This is a genomic window from Kaistia hirudinis (genome assembly GCF_014196455.1).
GTDB classification, from domain to species: Bacteria; Pseudomonadota; Alphaproteobacteria; order Rhizobiales; family Kaistiaceae; genus Kaistia; species Kaistia hirudinis.
In genome coordinates this window covers 908,243-925,984 of sequence record NZ_JACIDS010000003.1, presented here as the reverse complement: position 1 = coordinate 925,984, position 17,742 = coordinate 908,243, and the positions used below count along the sequence as shown (strand labels likewise).

The following is a 17,742-nucleotide window of genomic DNA, read 5'->3' as shown; positions in this document are numbered from 1 at the left end:
CGAGGGCTTTCCTGGAGAACGCGAGAGCGCGAGAGCGGATTGTCGGCCTGACGGTGCGCCGGTGGGGAGCCGACTTGCATGCAGCGTTCCCGTTTCGAGGGAACGGTGAAGCTGGATCAGTAGTGGCCGCTCATGCGCACCTCGGCGAGGTGGCGCTTCATGTCGGCGACGCGCTCGCGATGACCCTCGCCGCGCGCCAGGCTGACGGCCGTCGACAGGATATCGATCACCACCATGGCGGAGAGCCGCGAGATCGTCGGGGTGTAGAGATCGGTGTTTTCCAGCGTCTCGGCGACGATGCGGATGTCGCAATAGCGCAGCATCGGGCTCTCGCAGCCGGTGATGCCGATGGTCGTCGCGCCCTTCTCGCGGGCAAAGCGCAGCGCCTGGATGACCTCGCGCGTCTGGCCGCGATTGGAGATGCCGACCGCGACATCGCCCTTCTGCAGCAGCGAGGCCACCATGAACATCTGGTGGCCGTCGCTATGGGCGCCGCAGGGCACGCCGAAGAGGGGAAATTTCTGCTGGGCATCGAGGGCGACGATGGCCGAGGCGCCGAGCCCGAAGAACTCGATCCGGCTCGCCTTCACCATCGCGGCGACGCCTTCGCCGATCGCGACGGGATCGAGGCGGCTGCGGACCCAATTGAGATTGGCGAGGTTGAAATCGAAGATCTTGCCGATGATCGACGTCAGCTCGTCCTCGGTCGAGATGGCCGAATGCGAGGTGGTGCGGGCGAAGACCAGCGAGCGCGCCAGCTTGATGCGCATGTCGCGGAAGCCGTCGCAGCCGATCGCGCTCGCAAAGCGCAGCACGGTCGGCTCGCTGACGCCGGCGGCCTTGGCAAGTTGCGCCAGCGTCATGTCGACGGAAGCATTGGGGTCGGCGAGGACCGCCTCGGCCACGCGGCGATCGGATTTGCGCAGCGTCGGCAGGCTGCGATTGATGACCTCAAGGAGATTGTCGTCGAGTTCGGTCGTCGCGATCTGATCCATGGGTCCCGCCTTCCGCCGCATCGAAGCTCAAGGTTTCACCCACCTTGGGCTTGAGGATGACAGGCCGCAGCGCCGAGAGAGCGGCGGCGTCGATGTCCGCCTCGTCCAGCGTATTGAACGCGAACATACCGAAATGGTGCGGCACGAGGTAGGGCGAATCCGCTTTGCGCGCCAGTGTGATGGCTTCGTGAAGCGTCAGATTGCCGGGAATGCCGTTGGCGAGGCGGTGCGCGTCGCGCCCATTGACGGGGAGGAGCACAACGTCCGGCGCGAAGTCGCGCACCGCCTCATCGAGACCCGGATACGGAACGGTGTCTCCGGAGTGATAGACGCAGAACCGTGGCGACCGGATCCCGTAGCCGAGAAAGAGATGTCGGCCGGACGCATCGCGCTCCAGCGTCTCGTGCGCCGCGGCGAAGACGCGGATTGTAAGGCCGGGCAGCGGCTCCAGCGTCTCGCCCGCATCGACGGCGACGAGTTCGGCCGCGGCGCCGATCCGCTCGCGCGCCAGGTCGCGCTTCGCGGCCGGAACGACGAAACGAAGCTTCGGAAAGCGTGCGGCGAGCGGGGCGAGCGTGCCGGCATCCATATGATCGCCATGGGCATGGGTGACGAGCACGAGATCGGGTTCAGGCAAGTCCTCCGGACGGATCGGCGGCGGCATCATCCGGCGATGGTCGTTCAGCTTGCCGGCATATTTGAGCGCGAGGCTGTCGGAGAGATAGGGATCGATCAGGATCCGATGGTCGCCCGTCTCGATCCAGAAGCCGGCCTGACCGAGCCAGGAGAGGCCCGGCCGTCCCGGCTCGGGCAGCCCTGCGAAGCGCTCAATGCGCATGAACCGCCAGCGCCTCCAGAAGGTTCTCCACCGCCCGCACCGTCGAGCGCTCGACCGAGGCGTCCGTAAAGCCGCCGATATGGCTGGTGAGCACGACGCGCGGATGGGCGAAGAGCGGCTCCGCTTCCGGCGGCTCAGCCTCGAACACGTCGGTCGCATAGGTGCCGACCTGTCCGCGCTCCAGCGCCGCCAGCATGGCATCGGCATCGACGAGCCCGGCGCGGGCCGTATTGACCACGACGCAGCCGCGCGTCAGGCCCGCGATGCGCTCCGCCGTCAGCAGGGGACGGCCGTCCTCCGGCAGCGGGGCATGCAGGCTGATGGCGTCCACGCCGCCGATCGCCTCATCGAGGCCGGTGCGACTGAAATTCGGATGGACGATGCGATCGGCATTGGCAAAGGGGTCATAGCCGACGACGCGCGCGCCAAGATCGAGGCAAAGTTGCGCGAAGGTGGCACCGATCGCCCCGAGGCCGATCACGCCGACACGCGCATCCGCGATCTCGCGCCCGAGGCGGCGCGGCCACGCGCCCCGGCGCATGCCTTCATGCGTCCAGACGATCTGGCGGAGGCCCGCCAGCGTCAGCGTCAGCGCGAGTTCGGCGACGCCGCGCGCATTGGTGCCGACGGCGCGGCGAAGCTCGATGCCGCGCGCTTCCAGGACGTCGAGCGGCAGATTGTCGACGCCCGTGCCATTGCGGCTGATGACGCGCAGCCGGTCGGCCGCATCGATCACCCGTTCGCTGACCGGCTCGACGCCGGCAAGCCAGCCGACGCAGCCCGGCAAGGCGGCGATCAGCGTCGCCTCGTCGGGAATGGCGCCCGGCGCCGGCATGACGAGTTCGAAGCCGGCCGTCTCGAGCGAGCGGAGCGCCGGATGGCCGCCCTGCGAGAGCGAGCGCGGCGTGATCAGGATGCGCCGCATCAGCCCCTCCCGGTCACGCGCGCGGCGATCGCCGCGATCTCGTCGAAGGCGGGTCCGGAGGTCGGGATGGCGATATCGAAGACTTCGGCGATCACCTGCGTCCAGCCATGGATGAAATAGGTCCAGCCATCCTTGACCTGCAGCCCTTTCACCGCCTGCTGGGCGCGGGCCTGGCCGAGGAAGATGAGGTCGCCGCGATAGTTCAGCTCCCACACGACGGCGCGCTCGGGGAAGGATGCGGCGTCGGTCAGCGGCGAGCCCGGCGCGTCCTTGCCGAGACCGGTCGCGTTGACAACGAGGCTGCCGGGCTTCAGCGCGGCGAGGATGGTGTCATTGTCGCCGGCCTCCGGTGCGAGCCGGTATTCGACCGGGATATCCGTGCCGAGCTCGTCGTGGATCGCGCGGATATGGTCGAGCCGCGGCTGCGAGCGGTTGGAGACGATGATACGCGAGGGGCGGTCGGCGCCGCGCTTCGCCTGCATCAGATGCCAAGTGATGGCGATGGTCGATCCGCCCGCGCCCATGGAGAAGAGTTCCGCGCCCGTCTGCGCGAAATGGCCGGGCGGCAGGAAGCCGTCGATGGACAGGCCCGAGGAGATCGGGTCCTTGGCATGGCAGATCAGGCGGTCGCCGCGCTTCGAAAGGCAGCTCGTCTCGGCCATCAGCCGCGCGTGGGTGTCGATCTCGTCGAAGAGATCGCGGCAGGCGTCGAACAGGTCGAGCTTGTGCGTCGTCACCAGCGCGCCACGCGACAGCGGATCCGCCTTGATGAAGGCGACGGCCTCGCGATAGCGCTCGGGCCGGTCATGCGGCACGAAATCGATCCCCTTGATCTCGACATCGCCGAGGCCGAGATGACCAGCCCACTCGGGGAACACCCGCATGATCGAGGATTTCGCCGTGGTGACGCCGATGAAATAGAAGGTCGGCCGCGTGGCGGGCGCGTAGGTCACGGCTCCGGTCACGGCTTGGCCCTCAGTTCCGCGACGCGGGCGACCGCCGCACGCGCATTGGCGGCGATCTTGGCGAAATTGCCTGCGGCGATGTCGGCGCGGGTGGCGATCCAGGTGCCGCCCACCGCCGCGACCTCCTTGAGCGCCAGCCAGTCGCCGAGATTGTCGAGCGTGACGCCGCCGGTCGGATTGAAGCGGATGCCGGTATGGGCATAGGGCGCGGCGATATTCTTCAGCATGTTCGGCCCGCCGGCCGGCATTGCCGGGAAGAACTTGACCATGCGGCAGCCGGCCCGCAGCGCGGCCTGCAGGTCGGTAGGCGTCATGATGCCCGGCGCGAAGGGCAGGCCGCAGGCGGCCGCATGCGCCAGCACGGCGGTATCGAGCCCCGGCGAGAGGGCGAAGCGGGCGCCGGCATCCAGCGCGGCATCGACCTGCGCCTCGTCCAAAACGGTCCCCGCGCCAACGAGAAGCTCGGGCCGCGCCTTGGCGATCGCCTCGATCGTGGCGCGCGCCGCGCCGGTGCGAAAGGTGATCTCGGCGACCGGCAACCCGCCCTCGATCAGGGCATCGGCGAGCGGCAGGGCGGCGGCCGCATCGTCGAGCGCGATCACCGGGACGATCGCGTGCGTGGAAAGCTCATCGAAGATGGACATGTCGTGCGGCTAGTCCTGCGTGGCGAGGATGGTTTCGATCTCGGCCTGGCTGCGCGGCCGGTAAGCGGCATTCGGCACGGCCTTCCAGCCGGTGCCGTCGGCGACGACGCGCGTCGCCATGCCGCCCGAGCGGGCAATGACGTCGTAGTCCTGTCCGGAATCGGCGGGGTAGCAGAAGCTCATCACCAGCGGCGCGGCGCCCGTATTCACCGAACGGTGGATCCACAGCGGCGGCACATAGACGAGCACCTTCGGCGCGATGGCGAGGATTTGCGTTTCGCCCTGCGGCGATTCCATCAGCATCAGGCCCTCGCCCGATTCGCCGTAATAGGTCTCGGGGCGATTGGCGCGGGCGTGGATGTGGCCGCGCGTAACGAAATACTCGTCGCCGATCCGGCCCGGCTCCATGAAGGTGGTGCCGAAGATCAGATCGCCATGGGCGGCCTGCGGGCGAACTTCATGGACATGATAGACGACGCGCGCGCCGCCCGTGGCGACGGCCGCGGCAAAGGCCTCGGCGTCGGCATAGATGCCGTCGAGCTCGGCGAGCCGCTTCTCGTAGCGCCCGGTCGCGTTCGACAGGGCGCCGCTGGCCGGATCGATGCGGTGCGCGCTGGGGGAAATGAGCATGGGGTCCTCCAATCCGTATAAAAACTACATTTTCGGCGATGGAATGCAATAAGAAAAGTTCGGAAGCTCGACGCCGCTGGCGTGAGGCACGCCGATTATCGGCCAATTCGGCCGGAATGACGCCCTGCAGCAATCCTTGCTGCGTTGCAATAGTAAAATAATCGGTAGTTAAGCTACCAAAAAGAGTTGCAGACTCTCCGGCGATCGGGCAAGTTGGCCTGAGGAGGAGGGACCGGATGAACGCTGCCGCTCACAGTCAGGATCGGATCAAGCATGCCTTTCTCTGGCCTGCCTTCCTGATCGTCCTCCTGATCTCGCTGTTTCCGCTGATCTACGCGCTCTCGGTCAGCTTCCAGACCATGCGTCTGGTGCCGCCGACGCCGCCCCGCTTCGTCGGCGTCAGCAACTACGCCGATGTTCTCGTTTCGGCGCGGTTCTGGGGATCGGTCTGGACCACCGCGATCATCGTCTTCGCCTCGGTCGCGCTGCAATATGTGATCGGCTTCGCGCTGGCGTTGGCGCTGCACCACAATGTGCCGGGCGCCGCGCTCTATCGCGTTACCTTCCTGCTACCGATGTTCCTGGCGCCGGTCTGCGTCGCGCTGATCGCGCGCATGATCTTCCATCCGGTGGTCGGCCCGGTGAACGACCTCTTCACGTTCCTCGGCGCACCCAACATCCCCTTCCTGACGCAGCCCAAGCTCGCCCTCGCCGTCCTCGTCACGATCGAGGTCTGGCAGTGGACGCCCTTCGTCGTCCTGCTGATGCTGGCCGGGCTGCAGGGATTGCCGGCCGAAGTCTTCGAGGCGGCGCGCGTCGACAACATCCCGGCCTGGCGGCGCTTTCGCGACATCACCTTCCCGATGCTGCTGCCGCTGTCCGTCGCCGTCGTGTTCATCCGCCTGATCGAGGGGTTCAAGATCATCGACACGGTGTTCGTGCTGACGGGCGGCGGTCCGGGTACATCGACCGAAACCGTGACGCTCTACGCCTATAATGAGGGCTTCAAGAAGTTCAACATCGGCATGACCTCGGCGCTGAGCTTCGTCTTCCTCGTCGTCATCATCCTCTTCGGCACCGTCTATCTCGCTGCGGCGCAACGCCTGACCCGGAAGTATGCGTGATGGAAAACCGCAGCTATCGGGCCCTCGGACTGTTCTTCAGCCTGTTCTGGCTCTTCCTGTGCCTGTTCCCGCTCTGGTGGGTGTTCGTCACCGCCTTCAAGCCGCCGCTCGCGGTGAGCCAGGGCGCCACCTACCTGCCGTTCATCGATTTCCAGCCGACGCTGCAGGCGTTTCGCGACGCCTTCTCCGGCCAGCGCGGCGATTTCCTGAACCCGATCCTGAGCTCCGTCTATGTGTCGATCACGGCGACGGCGCTCTCGGTCTTCCTCGGATCCATGGCGGCCTATGCGCTGGTGCGGTTCGAGTTCCGCGTCCGCCTGCTGTCCGGCGTCATCTTCGGCATCGTCGCCATCGGCGGCTTCATCCTGCTGACGTCTGTCTACGGGATGCGCGTTCCCTATGCGCTGGTCATCGTCCTCGTCGTCGGCCTGCCGGTCGCGATCCTCGCCAACCGCCTGCCGCTGCCGGGCCCGGTGATGACCAACCAGGACGTCACCTTCTGGTTCGTCTCGCAGCGCATGTTCCCGCCGATCGTCTCGGCCTTCGCGATCTTCCTGCTCTATTCGGAGAGCAACAAGGTCGGGCTACGCCTGCTCGACAGCTTTCCGGGCCTCGTCCTCGCCTATACCGCCTTCGGCCTGCCCTTCGCGATCTGGCTGATGCGCGACTTCTTCCAGACCGTTCCGATCGAGGTCGAGGAGGCGGCGCAGGTCGATGATATCGGCCGCATGCGCATCTTCTTCCAGATCGTGCTGCCCATGGCCAAGCCCGGCCTCGTGGCGACCGCGATGATCGTGCTCGCCTTCATCTGGAACGAGTTCCTGTTCGCGCTGCTGCTCACCTCGTCGAAGTGGCAGACGCTGCCGATCCTGCTGGCCGGCCAGAATTCCAGCCGCGGGGACGAGTGGTGGGCGATCTCGGTCGCCACGCTCATCTCGATCGTCCCGATGATCGTCGTCGCGGCCATTCTCGGCCGGATGATGCGCTCGGGCCTGCTCTCCGGTTCGATAAAGTAGTCTTCAAGGGAGGAATGGAATGAAGAGTATCCTGCTATCCGCCGTCGCGCTGCTTTCGGTCGCGGGCGCGGCCAATGCCGCCTGCTCGCCCGATTATTCCGGCGTGACCCTGTCCGTCTCGACCCAGAACGGCCCGTTCATCGCCTCGGCGCTGAAGGATGCCGCGAAGGTCTGGGAAGAGAAGACCTGCGGCAAGGTCAACATCGTCGAGTTCCCGTTCAGCGAGCTCTATCCGAAGTTCCTGACCGCCATGTCGCAGCAGACCGGCGACTTCGACGTCATCGGCTTCATCCCGGCCTGGGTCCCGGACTTCGCACCCTATCTTTCGACTATGCCGGCCGAGATGCAGAAGGGCCCGGCCTGGGATGACATCCATCCGGTCTATCGCGAACGGCTGATGATGTGGGACGGCGAGATCAAGTCGGCGACGATGGATGGCGACATGCATCTGCTGAACTACCGCGCCGATCTGTTCGAGGACGCCGCCAACAAGGAAGCCTTCAAGAAGAAGTACGGCTACGACCTCGCCGCGCCGACGACCTGGCCGCAATATTACGACGTGGCCGCCTTCTTCACCGATCCGGCCAAGGGGCTCTATGGCACGGCCGAGGCCTATAAGCGTAGCGGCCAGCAGTTCTGGTATTTCTTCAGCCACGCCGCCAGCTACACCAACAATCCCAAGAATCCGGGCTCGATGTTCTTCGATCCGGAGACGATGGACGCGCAGATCAACAATCCCGGCTGGCTTAAGGCCCTCGAGGATTACAAGCGCGGCCTCGCCTACAATCCGCCGGGCGCGCTCAACAATGGCTCGGGCGACGTGCGTCCGCTCTATGCCGGCGGCAAGGTCGCCATGAACATCGACTGGGGCGATTCCGGCGTGCTCGGCGCGACCAAGGGCGAGAGCGCCATCGCCGGCAATGTCCGCACGGCGGTGCTCCCCGGTTCGACGGAGATCTGGAACTACAAGACCAAGTCCTGGGACAAGTTCGACAAGCCGGTCGCCTCGCCCTTCCTCGCCTTCGGCGGCTGGCAGCTCGCCGTTCCGGCCGACAGCAAGAACCAGGCGGCCGCCTGGTCCTTCGTCCAGGTCGCGACCAGCCCCGAAGTCTCGGCCAAGGCGATCGTGACGGCCAATACCGGCGTCAATCCCTATCGTCTCAGCCACTACACCAATATCGACAACTGGTCGTCGATCTTCACCAAGGAGGAAGCCGAGAGCTATCTGAGCGCTCAGAAGGCTTCGCTCGACTCGCCGAACGTCGCGCTCGACCTGCGCATTCCCGGCTTCTTCAACTACACGGAAGTCCTCGAGATCGAGCTTTCCAAGGCGCTCGCCGGCGAGGAGGAGCCGCAGGCGGCGCTGGATAACATCGCTGCGGAGTGGAACAAGATCACGGACGAGTTCGGCCGCGACAAGCAGTTGGCCGCCTACCGCTCCGCGATGGGCCTGCCGCCGCTGAAGTAAGCCGATCTCCCATGCCACGCCCTGGCCGGGTTCACCCGGCCAGGGCATTTTCCGGATGGACAGCCATGTCGCATGTCGAGCTGAACCAGATCACCAAATCCTTCGGGGCCACCTCGGTCATTCCCCCGCTCGACCTCGCGATCGAGAAGGGCGAATTCCTGGTCCTGGTGGGGCCTTCGGGCTGCGGCAAGACGACGACGCTGCGCATGCTCGCGGGCCTCGAAAGCGCCTCGTCCGGCTCGATCCGCATCAATGGCCGCGATGTCACGCATGCCCGGCCGGGCGAGCGCGATTGCGCCATGGTGTTTCAGAATTACGCGCTCTACCCGCATATGAGCGTTCGCGAGAATATCGGCTACGCGATGAAGGTGCATGGCACCGACAAGGCCGTGATCGCCGAACGCGTCACCGAAGCGTCCAGGCTTCTCGGCCTCGATCCCTATCTCGACCGCAAGCCCAAGAATCTTTCCGGCGGCCAGCGCCAGCGCGTCGCGATCGGTCGCGCCCTCGTGCGCCATCCGCAGGTCTTCCTGTTCGACGAGCCGCTCTCCAACCTCGATGCCAAGTTGCGCGTCGAGATGCGCACCGAGATCAAGCTGCTGCAGCGCCGCCTCGGCACCACGGCGGTTTATGTGACGCATGACCAGGTCGAGGCGATGACCATGGCCGACCGCGTCGTGGTCATGCGCGCCGGCCGGATCGAGCAGGCCGCCGATCCGATCACGCTGTATGAACGCCCCGCCAACCGCTTCGTCGCCAATTTCATCGGCTCGCCGGCCATGAACTTCCTGAACGCCACGATCGCGGACGGCGCCGTGCGCGTCGGCGACCAGGTCCTGAGCCTCCCGCCCGACGAGGCGGCGCGTCTCGGCGCGCGCGGCAGCGTCATCTTCGGCATCCGGCCCGAGCATATGCGCGCCTCCGAACATCAGGCGGCGCTCAGCTTCGTCCCCGAAGCCGTCGAGCCGCTCGGACCCCACACGCTGGTGCTCGGTCGCCTCGCGGGCGAGAAGATCACGGCGCAGGTCGATCCGCGCTTCCCGGTGACGCCGGGCGCTCCCTGCACGGTTCCGATCGACATGACGCAGGCGCATTTCTTCGATCCGCAGACGGAGCAGCGTCTCTGATGCGCGACCTCTATCTGGCGATCGACGTCGGAACGGGCGGCCTGCGCGCCGCGCTGGTCGACACCGCCGGCAAGGTGCTGGCGATCAGCCATCGCGAGCATGAGCAGATCGTGCCGCAATTCGGCTGGTCGGAGCAGCGTCCGGCGGATTGGTGGACCGGGACGATCGCCAGCATTCGGGATGTTCTGGAGCGGGTCGACAACGCCGCGGCCCGCGTCGCCGCGATCTGCACCTGCGGCCAGATGCATGGCTCGGTTCTCGTCGATGCGAAGGGCGAACTCACGCGCGAAGCGGTGCTGCTGTGGAACGACAAGCGCCCCATCCCGCAGGTCGAGGCCTTTGCCGCGCGGGTCGCGGGCGAACGCGTCCTGCCGCTCGCCGCCAATCTTCCGTCTCCCGCCTGGCCCGCCTTCAAGCTGATGTGGCTGATGGAGAATGATCCGTCCGCCGTCGAGCGCGCGGCCGCGCTGCTGATGCCGAAGGACTGGATCAACTTCAAGCTGACCGGCCGTCACGCCCAGGACGTGACCGAAGCCTCGCTCTCCTTCCTGATGGACTGGCGCTCCCGGCAATGGTCGGACGAGCTGCTCGCGCTGACGGGTGTGCCCCGCCGCCTTCTGCCCGAACTCCACGCCCCGGGCGACGTGCTCGGCGGTCTGCTGCCCGATGTCGCCGGCGCGCTCGGCCTTTCCTCCGGCTTGCCGGTTCTGGTCGGTGCCGGCGATTATCCGATGGCGCTGCTCGGCTCGGGCGTCACGCGCCCCGGCATGGGCTCCGACGTCACGGGCACATCCACGATCATCACGCTGCTGCATGACGGGCCGGTGCTGGATCCCGAAGTGTCCAACGTCATCTCGGCCGACGGCACCTGGGGCGCCATGACGCTGCTCGATGCGGGCGGCGACGCCGTGCGCTGGGCAAGGCGTGCCTTTCACGAGAACGCGCTCTCCTATGCGGAGGTCGCTGCGCAGGCCGAGCGGGCCGAGGCGGGTTCCAAGGGCCTGTTTTTCCTGCCCTATCTCTCCGGCGAGCGCTTCGGCGCGCATCGCAATTCGCGCGCCCAGTTCTTCGGTCTCTCGGCGGCGCATGGCTTGCCGGAACTCCACCGCGCGGTGCTCGAAGGCGTCGCCTTTTCCGTGCGGATGAAGCTCGACACGCTGCAGGGCGGCCATGCGCGGCCCGAACGGATCGTTGCCGCCTCTGGCGGCGCCAAGGCGGCGCTGTGGCTCAAGATCAAGGCGAGCCTCTACGACGTGCCCTATGTCGTGCCGGAAGAACTGGAATGCGGCGTCGTCGGCGCGGCCATCCTTATGGACAGCGTGGTCGGCGGCGCGGCCAATCTCGACGCCGCCGTCGCGCACATGGTCCGCTTCGGCCCGGACATCATGCCCGATCCCGCCTGGACGGCGCGCTACGACCGGATGATGCCGATCTTCGCCCGCCTCTACACCGCCGCGCAGGCCTTCTACGACGACCTCGACGCTCTATGAGCGGAGGGCGGCGCGACGTTCAGTTTGACCGCGACGGCCTCGGCATCTCGGTCACGAGACCCCTGCCCTCGCCGATAATCGCAATGGACTGGCGGATCGTAGCGGTCATCGGGATGAGGTGTTCGCCGAGTTCGGACTTGGGCGCGAGCAGCAGTCGCACCGCCTCGCGGCCCATTTCTTCGTGCGGCAGGGCGAAGGTCGTGAGCCCCGGACGGAGGTCGGCGGCGAGTTCGTCATTGTCGAACGAGACCACCGACATGTCGGCGGGGATGCGCAGTCCGGCCTCGCCGAGAGCCTGATAGGCGCCGAAGGCCAGTCGGTCATTGAGGCAAAGCAGCGCCGTCAGCGGCACCTTGCGCTCGAGCAGCCCGCAGACCAGCTCATAGCCATTGCGCGCTTCCCAGTTCCAGCAGCTCTCCTCGGCAACGAAGTCGAGGCCGAAGCGGGCCATCTCGGTCCGGATGCCGGAAAGACGGCGCGACACGGTCTCGGAGCGAAAGAGGCCCTGCTCGACCATCTGATTGTGGCCGATGAGCGCGATGCCGTCGCGGATGCCGGCGTCGTGCAGCAGACGCACGGCCGCGCCGCCGGCCTCGAACTCGTCGGGAAGGATGCAGACCGGATGATGCCGGCTGGTCGCGTTCAGCATCACCACGCGGGTCGCCGCCGGAAGCGCCGGCACGAAGACTTCGCGCGCGCGCATCGCGGCGAAGATGAAGCCGTCGACCTGCCGGTCGAGCGCCGCCTCGATCGCCTGAACCTCACGCGCCGGCTCCCCGCCGGTCTCCAGCACGAGCACGACATGGCCCGCCGCGTCGGCGGCCTCCAGCGTGCCGCGAATGAGGCCGTTGGCGAAGCGCGTTGTCGCGACGACGTCGGAAATGAAGGCGATCGTCCGCGTCTTGTCGGTGCGCAGCGCGCGCGCCGCGAGATTGGGCCGGTAACCGAGTTCCAGCGCGGCGGCATGGACGCGGGCATGGGCCTCGGCCGAAAGGCGCGTATCGGGCCGGCCCGTCAGGATCATCGACGCGGCCGTCGGCGACAGCCCGGCCAATCGGGCCACATCGGCGAGCGTGACGCGCTTCTTGCTCAAGAAAACCCACCCCTTTGCACCCGCAACCCGAAGGCGGCGTACCGCCCCTCATAGCGGAGCGGGCCCGCGCTTGACAAACCAGCGACCACGCCATCATTTGCTAAATCCTTTTAGCAATATTGGTGGCTGATGGCCTTCTCGCTCGACGATCACTGGGTCTGGGATTTCTGGCTGGCCGACGACGGCGCCCTGTTCCACATGTACTTCCTGCATGCGCCGCGCGCGTTGGGCAATCCGGACCTGCGCCATCGCAACGCCCGGATCGGCCATGCCACGTCGTCGGACCTCATCGACTGGGACTTTCACGGCCGCATCTTCGAGGCCGGAGACGCCGGCGCCTTCGACGAGACGGCGACCTGGACCGGTTCGGTGGTGCGCGGGCCGGACGGGCTGTGGCGGATGTTCTATACCGGCACGCGCTTCCTCGCGCCGGATGCCCATCCCAATATCGAGACCGTCGGCGTCGCGACGTCGCCCGACCTCTATCACTGGACCAAGGCGCCCGGCCCGATCTGCAGCGCCGATCCGCGCTGGTATGAGACGCTGGGGACTTCCTCCTGGCCGGAGGAAGCCTGGCGCGATCCCTGGGTGTTCCCGTCGGCAGACGGCCAGACCTGGCACATGCTGGTGACGGCGCGGGCCAACCATGGTGACGAACTCGACCGCGGCGTCATCGGCCACGCCACCTCGCGTGATCTCGAAAGCTGGGAGGTCCAGCCGCCCCTGAGCGACATCGGCGCCGGCTTCGCGCATCTCGAAGTGCCGCAGGTTGTGACGCTCACCGGCGGGACGCATCTGCTATTCTCCTGCGACAGCGCCAAGCTGGCCGGTGACCGAAGCGGCGGGACGGGTGGGATCTGGAGCGTCGCTTCCGATGCGGCGGAGGGCCCCTACCCCATCGCGGCTGCGCGCCTGATCGCGCCGGAGGCGCTCTATAGCGGACGCATCATCGCGGATCGGAGCGGACGACCCGTCCTGCTCGCCTTCCACAATATCCAGGACGACGGCGCGTTTGCCGGCGGCGTCAGCGATCCGCTGCCGCTGGTCGAACGCGATGGAACGCTGCAGATCGAGGCCGAGGCATGACGATTTCAATCCAGGGACAGTTCGCGCCCGGCTTCGAGCCGGTCGCCGAGGCCTTCGCGGCCGCCTTCGCCGGCCAGCCGACGATGGGCGCGGGGCTGGCCGTCCGCGTCGCGGGCGAGCGCGTGGTCAATCTCTGGGCCGGCATCGCCGACGAGCGGACGGGCGCACCCTGGCAGGAGACGACCGCCTCGGTCGTCTTCTCCTGCACAAAGGGCCTCGCTTCGATCCTCGCCGCCCGCCTCGTCCAGGAAGGCCGCCTCGACTATGAGGCTCCGGTCGCGCGCTATTGGCCGGAATTCGCCGCTGCCGGCAAAGGCGAGGTGCTGGTCAAGCATCTCCTGTCGCACAAGGCCGGCCTCTCGGCGCCGGATGTCGATGCGACGCTCGACGACATTCTCGACTGGCAGACCATGGTGAGCCGTCTCGCCGCGCAGGCGCCGATCTGGCCGCTCGGTTCGGGCCACGCCTATCATGCGCTCACCCATGGCTGGCTCGCCGGCGAACTCATTCGCCGCGTCGCCGGTCAGTCCGTCGGAGCCTACTTTGCCGACACGATCGCCGCGCCGTTGTCAGTCGCGGCCTGGATCGGGCTGCCGGCGCGCGAGCGGGGCCGCGTCGCCCATCTCCAGGTCGACCCGGGTCTTCGCGACCTCTGGGCCACGGAGGCTGCGAAGCCGTTGGATGGGCCCGTCAACTGGACCTATCGCGCGATGACGCTCGGCCGCGCCTTGCCGGCGGAACTGGTGACGCCCGAAGGCGGCTTCAACGATCCGCGGGTCCAGGCCGCGGAGATCCCCGGCGCAGGAGGCATCGCGACCGCCGATGCGCTGGCCAGCATCTGGTCGGCGACGGTGACGGAGACGGATGGCGTCCGCCTGCTCGATCCCGCCACGCGCGCTTTGGCGACGGCGGTCCAGTCCGAAGGTCCGCCCGTGTTCCCGGAGCCGCCGCCGCACGCCCGCTGGGGCATGGGCTTCCAGCTCGATTCCGAGGCGCGGCGCTATCTGACATCGCGCAGCTTCGGCCATGACGGCGCCGGCGGTCAGGTGACCTTCGCCGATCCCGATGCACGCCTCGGCTTCGCCTTCGTGACGAACTGGATGATCGGACCCGGCGATCTCCGCGCGACGAGGATCATCGACGCGCTGCGCGGCGTGCTCTGAACCCGGAGGCGGGCGCCAATCTTGCCCGCCGCCATACTGCGTGCTAAATCCTTTTAGCACGCTGATCCACATGTAGATTTGCGGCAGGGAGGATTTCATCTTGACCATCAGATCGCTCGAAGCAGCCGGCATGGCAGTGGCGCTGTCGGTTGCAGCCTCGACGGCGGCGCTGGCCGCACCGAGCTGCGGCACAGACCCGGTCACGCTCAACGCCTATTTCGAGACGGGCTTCCCCTTGCCCGGCAAGCTGGCCGAGGCCTTCTCGAAGCAGTTTCCGAACGTCAAGTTCGACATCAAGGAAGACCAGTTCGCCAATCTGATGGAGAACACGCCGCGCCTCCTGGCCGGCGACGCGCCGCCCGATCTGGTGCGCCTTCCGAGCATGAGCGATCTCGTCGCCAACGAGCTCCTGAAGAACCTCGACGGCTACTACGCCGATTTCGGCTGGGACAAGTTTCCGGCCTCGCAACTGATCCAGCTCCGCGTCGAACCCGAAGGCCGCCCGCGCGGCACCGGCTCGCTCTATGCGATGGGGCTCAACTATTCGATGACGGGCGTGTTCTACAACAAGGAGCTCGCCGCCAAGATCGGCATGACGGCACCGCCGACGACGCTCGCCGAGCTCGACGCGCTCCTCGCCAAGGCGAAGGCTGCCGGCATCACGCCGATCATCCAGTTCAACAAGACCAATGGCGGCCTCGCCTTCCCGCTGCAGGACCTGATGGGCGCCTATGGCCCGCCGGAGCCGGTCAATGACTGGATCTTCCAGAAGGACGGCGCCACCATCGATACGCCCTCCAATCTCAAGGCGGCGGAGCATCTCGAAGGCTGGGTCAAGGCCGGCTATTTCGCGCCCGACACCAATGCGATCGACTATTTCGGGATGATGAGCGGCTTCATGAAGGGCGACGGCCTCTTCATGTTCAATGGCGACTGGGAATCAGGCAATCTCGACAAGCAGATGCCCGGCAAGGTCGGCTTCTTCCTGATGCCGCCAGCCGAGGCGGGTGGCCGGCATGCGGCCATGTCCGCGCCGCTCACCTATGGCATCGGCGCCAAGGCTGCGAACGCAGATTGCGCTGCCTTCTTCCTGAACTGGGTGGCAACCGATCCGGAAGCGCGCAAGATCAATGTCGAGGTCGGCGGCTCGAATCCCGGCGGCCCGGCCTCGCTGCCGATCCCCGCGGTGGCGCCCGGCTCGGTGACCGAGGCGACGCTCGCCGCGGGCTCCGTGATCGCCAAGGAGAATGGCGCGATGGACTTCATCGCCAATGCGACCGGCGCGATCTTCTCGGCCGGCTGGACGCCGGAACTGCAGAAGCTCGTCGGCGGCCGTCAGACGGCCGATGGGCTGCTGAAGGCCGTGCAGAAGGAATATGAGCAGGAACTCTCGCGTTGAGCGACAGGCCGCTCGATCGGGATGCGCCGCGGCGGGCCGAAAACCCGCCGCAGCAAGCTGCCGTCAAGCGCCGCGCGCCGACCGACCGCGACCGCCGCAAGCTGCGCGTCGCCATCGCCTTCATCGCGCCGGCGCTCGTCTTCTATGCGGCGTTCGTGCTCGTGCCGCTCGGCATGTCCGTCTACTATTCGCTGCAACGCTGGGACGGCATCGGCCGCCTGCGCTTCGTCGGCCTCAAGAACTATCTCATCGTGCTGACCGATCCGGACCTCCTCCAGATCATCGGCAACGCATTCAACCTGATCCTCTATTTCACGCTGATCCCGATCGCGCTCGGGCTTGCCGTCGCCTCGGTCATTCGCGGCCACATGTCCGGCACCTTCGGCACGGTCACCCGCACGGTGCTGTTCCTGCCGCAGGTGATCCCGCTGGTCGCGGCCGGCATCGCCTGGAGCTGGATGTTCGCCTCCACGGGCCTCGTCAACCAGCTGCTGACGGCGGTCGGCCTCGGCTCGCTCGCGCGTGGCTGGCTCGGCGACTTCACCTTTGCCCTGCCCGCGGTCGGCATGATCGGGGCCTGGGTGCTGCTCGGTCTCTGCACCATGCTGCTCGTCACCGGCATCGCCAAGATCGACACCAGCATCTATGAGGCGGCCGAACTCGACGGCGCCGGCAAATGGCAGGAGCTCATCTACATCACCATTCCCGCCCTCAGGCAGGAGATCGGCGTCTGCGTGACGGTCACCGTCATCGCCGCGCTGGCGAGCTTCGACATCGTCTATATCGCGACGGCAGGCGGGCCCGGCATCTCGACCATGGTTCCCGGCCTCGAGATCTACCGCCTCGCCTTCGCGCATCGCCAGGTCGGCCTCGCCTCGGCGCTGGCGATCGTGCTGATGGTGCTCGTCCTCCTCTGCATCCTCCCCGTCCAGTGGTTTGCCCGGCCGAAGCGATGATCGAAGCCCGCACCAACGCCCTGCTCGCGCGCCTCATGCTCATCGCCCTGATGGCGGTGACTCTGCTGCCGTTCCTCAGCATGTTCTCCGCGGCGCTCGCGCCTTCGGGTACCTATCCGGCCGGGCTGCAATGGCCGTCCGACCCGCAATGGGGCAATTTCGTCCGCGCGTTCGAACTCGCCAACATGACGAAGCTGCTGTGGTCGAGCTCGCTGATCGTGCTCGGCGTCGTTCCCGTGTCCGTGCTGATCGCGACCATGGCGGGGTTTGGCCTGTCGCGGATCGACAAGGGCCGCGGCAAGTGGCTCTATCTCGTCTTCGTGCTCGGCCTAACCCTCCCCTTCGAGGCGGTGATCACCCCGCTCTACTACGAGGTCAAGGCGCTCGGCATCCTCAATACGCGCATGGCGTTGATCCTGCCGCTGATCGGCCTGTTCATGCCCTTCTCGGTCTATTGGATGCGCGCGCATTTCCTGAACGTGCCGTCCGAGCTCGGCGAGGCGGCCGAGGTCGACGGCGCGTCGGAATGGAAGCAGTTCTGGCTGATCCAGGTGCCGATCGCCCGTCCCGCGATCATGTCGCTGTCGATCCTCCTGTTCCTGTGGACCTGGAACCAGTTCCTGCTGCCGGTGGTGCTCGTCCAGGATCCCGAGCAGCGGACGATGGCCGGGGCGCTCGGCGCCTTCCAGGGCCAGTGGGGCACCGACGTGCCGCTGCTCTGCGCCGGCGCGCTGCTGATCCTGACGCCGACCGTGCTCCTGTTCCTGATCTTCCAGCGCCAGTTCGTCGCCGCCCTGCTGCAAGGCTCGGTCAAGGGCTGAGG

General features: G+C 66.9%; 17 protein-coding genes. 10 read left to right on the top strand and 7 right to left on the bottom strand.

Features of this window, described 5'->3' with window-relative positions; all coding sequences use genetic code 11:
* Positions 1-116: 116 nt before the first annotated feature.
* Genes GGR25_RS14295 through GGR25_RS14270 form a run of 6 tightly spaced genes read right to left on the bottom strand, consistent with a single transcriptional unit; the run spans position 117 to position 4,997 of the window.
* Positions 117-995 (bottom strand): MurR/RpiR family transcriptional regulator, encoded by an 879-nt coding sequence (locus GGR25_RS14295; protein ID WP_183399448.1) that lies wholly within the window; start codon positions 993-995, stop codon positions 117-119.
* On the bottom strand, positions 952-1,833 hold the full coding sequence (locus GGR25_RS14290) for an MBL fold metallo-hydrolase (RefSeq protein WP_183399446.1): 882 nt from the start codon (positions 1,831-1,833) through the stop codon (positions 952-954). The genes GGR25_RS14295 and GGR25_RS14290 overlap by 44 nt, the downstream gene beginning before the upstream one ends.
* Positions 1,823-2,758: an NAD(P)-dependent oxidoreductase gene (locus tag GGR25_RS14285; protein WP_183399444.1), complete on the bottom strand. Its 936-nt coding sequence runs from the start codon at positions 2,756-2,758 to the stop codon at positions 1,823-1,825. Before GGR25_RS14285 ends, GGR25_RS14290 begins: the two co-directional genes overlap by 11 nt.
* Positions 2,758-3,723 (bottom strand): shikimate dehydrogenase family protein, encoded by a 966-nt coding sequence (locus GGR25_RS14280; RefSeq protein ID WP_343068063.1) that lies wholly within the window; start codon positions 3,721-3,723, stop codon positions 2,758-2,760. Before GGR25_RS14280 ends, GGR25_RS14285 begins: the two co-directional genes overlap by 1 nt.
* Positions 3,720-4,367 (bottom strand): bifunctional 4-hydroxy-2-oxoglutarate aldolase/2-dehydro-3-deoxy-phosphogluconate aldolase, encoded by a 648-nt coding sequence (locus tag GGR25_RS14275; protein WP_183399443.1) that lies wholly within the window; start codon positions 4,365-4,367, stop codon positions 3,720-3,722. The genes GGR25_RS14280 and GGR25_RS14275 overlap by 4 nt, the downstream gene beginning before the upstream one ends.
* 9 nt (positions 4,368-4,376) lie before the next feature.
* Positions 4,377-4,997, bottom strand: coding sequence for a glucose-6-phosphate isomerase family protein (locus GGR25_RS14270; RefSeq protein WP_183399441.1), 621 nt, complete (start codon positions 4,995-4,997; stop codon positions 4,377-4,379).
* Between the two features lie 236 nt (positions 4,998-5,233).
* On the opposite strand from GGR25_RS14270, the gene GGR25_RS14265 reads away from it, so the two are divergent.
* The 5 genes from GGR25_RS14265 to GGR25_RS14245 all read left to right on the top strand — a co-directional run bounded on the left by GGR25_RS14265 (position 5,234) and on the right by GGR25_RS14245 (position 11,222).
* Positions 5,234-6,121: a carbohydrate ABC transporter permease gene (locus tag GGR25_RS14265; RefSeq protein WP_183399440.1), complete on the top strand. Its 888-nt coding sequence runs from the start codon at positions 5,234-5,236 to the stop codon at positions 6,119-6,121.
* Positions 6,121-7,137, top strand: a complete 1,017-nt coding sequence (locus tag GGR25_RS14260) for a carbohydrate ABC transporter permease (protein ID WP_183399438.1) — start codon at positions 6,121-6,123, stop codon at positions 7,135-7,137. Before GGR25_RS14265 ends, GGR25_RS14260 begins: the two co-directional genes overlap by 1 nt.
* A 19-nt stretch (positions 7,138-7,156) precedes the next feature.
* Entirely contained in the window at positions 7,157-8,605 is a 1,449-nt protein-coding gene (locus GGR25_RS14255) for an extracellular solute-binding protein (RefSeq protein WP_183399437.1), read from the top strand.
* 65 nt (positions 8,606-8,670) lie between these two features.
* Positions 8,671-9,732: an ABC transporter ATP-binding protein gene (locus GGR25_RS14250; RefSeq protein ID WP_183399435.1), complete on the top strand. Its 1,062-nt coding sequence runs from the start codon at positions 8,671-8,673 to the stop codon at positions 9,730-9,732.
* Positions 9,732-11,222, top strand: a complete 1,491-nt coding sequence (locus tag GGR25_RS14245; RefSeq protein WP_343068062.1) for a xylulokinase — start codon at positions 9,732-9,734, stop codon at positions 11,220-11,222. The genes GGR25_RS14250 and GGR25_RS14245 overlap by 1 nt, the downstream gene beginning before the upstream one ends.
* A 19-nt stretch (positions 11,223-11,241) precedes the next feature.
* Here the strand turns inward: GGR25_RS14245 and GGR25_RS14240 are convergent, their stop codons facing one another.
* Complete coding sequence (locus GGR25_RS14240; protein WP_183399434.1) at positions 11,242-12,315, bottom strand: LacI family DNA-binding transcriptional regulator; 1,074 nt, start codon at positions 12,313-12,315, stop codon at positions 11,242-11,244.
* A 129-nt stretch (positions 12,316-12,444) separates the two neighbouring features.
* Here GGR25_RS14240 and GGR25_RS14235 point away from each other — a divergent pair, with 129 nt between their 5' ends.
* The 5 genes from GGR25_RS14235 to GGR25_RS14215 all read left to right on the top strand — a co-directional run bounded on the left by GGR25_RS14235 (position 12,445) and on the right by GGR25_RS14215 (position 17,740).
* Positions 12,445-13,401, top strand: coding sequence for a glycoside hydrolase family protein (locus GGR25_RS14235; protein ID WP_183399432.1), 957 nt, complete (start codon positions 12,445-12,447; stop codon positions 13,399-13,401).
* Positions 13,398-14,564: a serine hydrolase domain-containing protein gene (locus GGR25_RS14230; RefSeq protein ID WP_183399430.1), complete on the top strand. Its 1,167-nt coding sequence runs from the start codon at positions 13,398-13,400 to the stop codon at positions 14,562-14,564. Before GGR25_RS14235 ends, GGR25_RS14230 begins: the two co-directional genes overlap by 4 nt.
* 100 nt (positions 14,565-14,664) lie before the next feature.
* Complete coding sequence (locus GGR25_RS14225; protein WP_210299930.1) at positions 14,665-15,963, top strand: ABC transporter substrate-binding protein; 1,299 nt, start codon at positions 14,665-14,667, stop codon at positions 15,961-15,963.
* Positions 15,960-16,919, top strand: coding sequence for a carbohydrate ABC transporter permease (locus GGR25_RS14220; protein ID WP_246409662.1), 960 nt, complete (start codon positions 15,960-15,962; stop codon positions 16,917-16,919). The genes GGR25_RS14225 and GGR25_RS14220 overlap by 4 nt, the downstream gene beginning before the upstream one ends.
* Positions 16,916-17,740: a carbohydrate ABC transporter permease gene (locus GGR25_RS14215; protein WP_183399429.1), complete on the top strand. Its 825-nt coding sequence runs from the start codon at positions 16,916-16,918 to the stop codon at positions 17,738-17,740. Before GGR25_RS14220 ends, GGR25_RS14215 begins: the two co-directional genes overlap by 4 nt.
* The last annotated feature ends 2 nt before the right edge of the window (positions 17,741-17,742 follow it).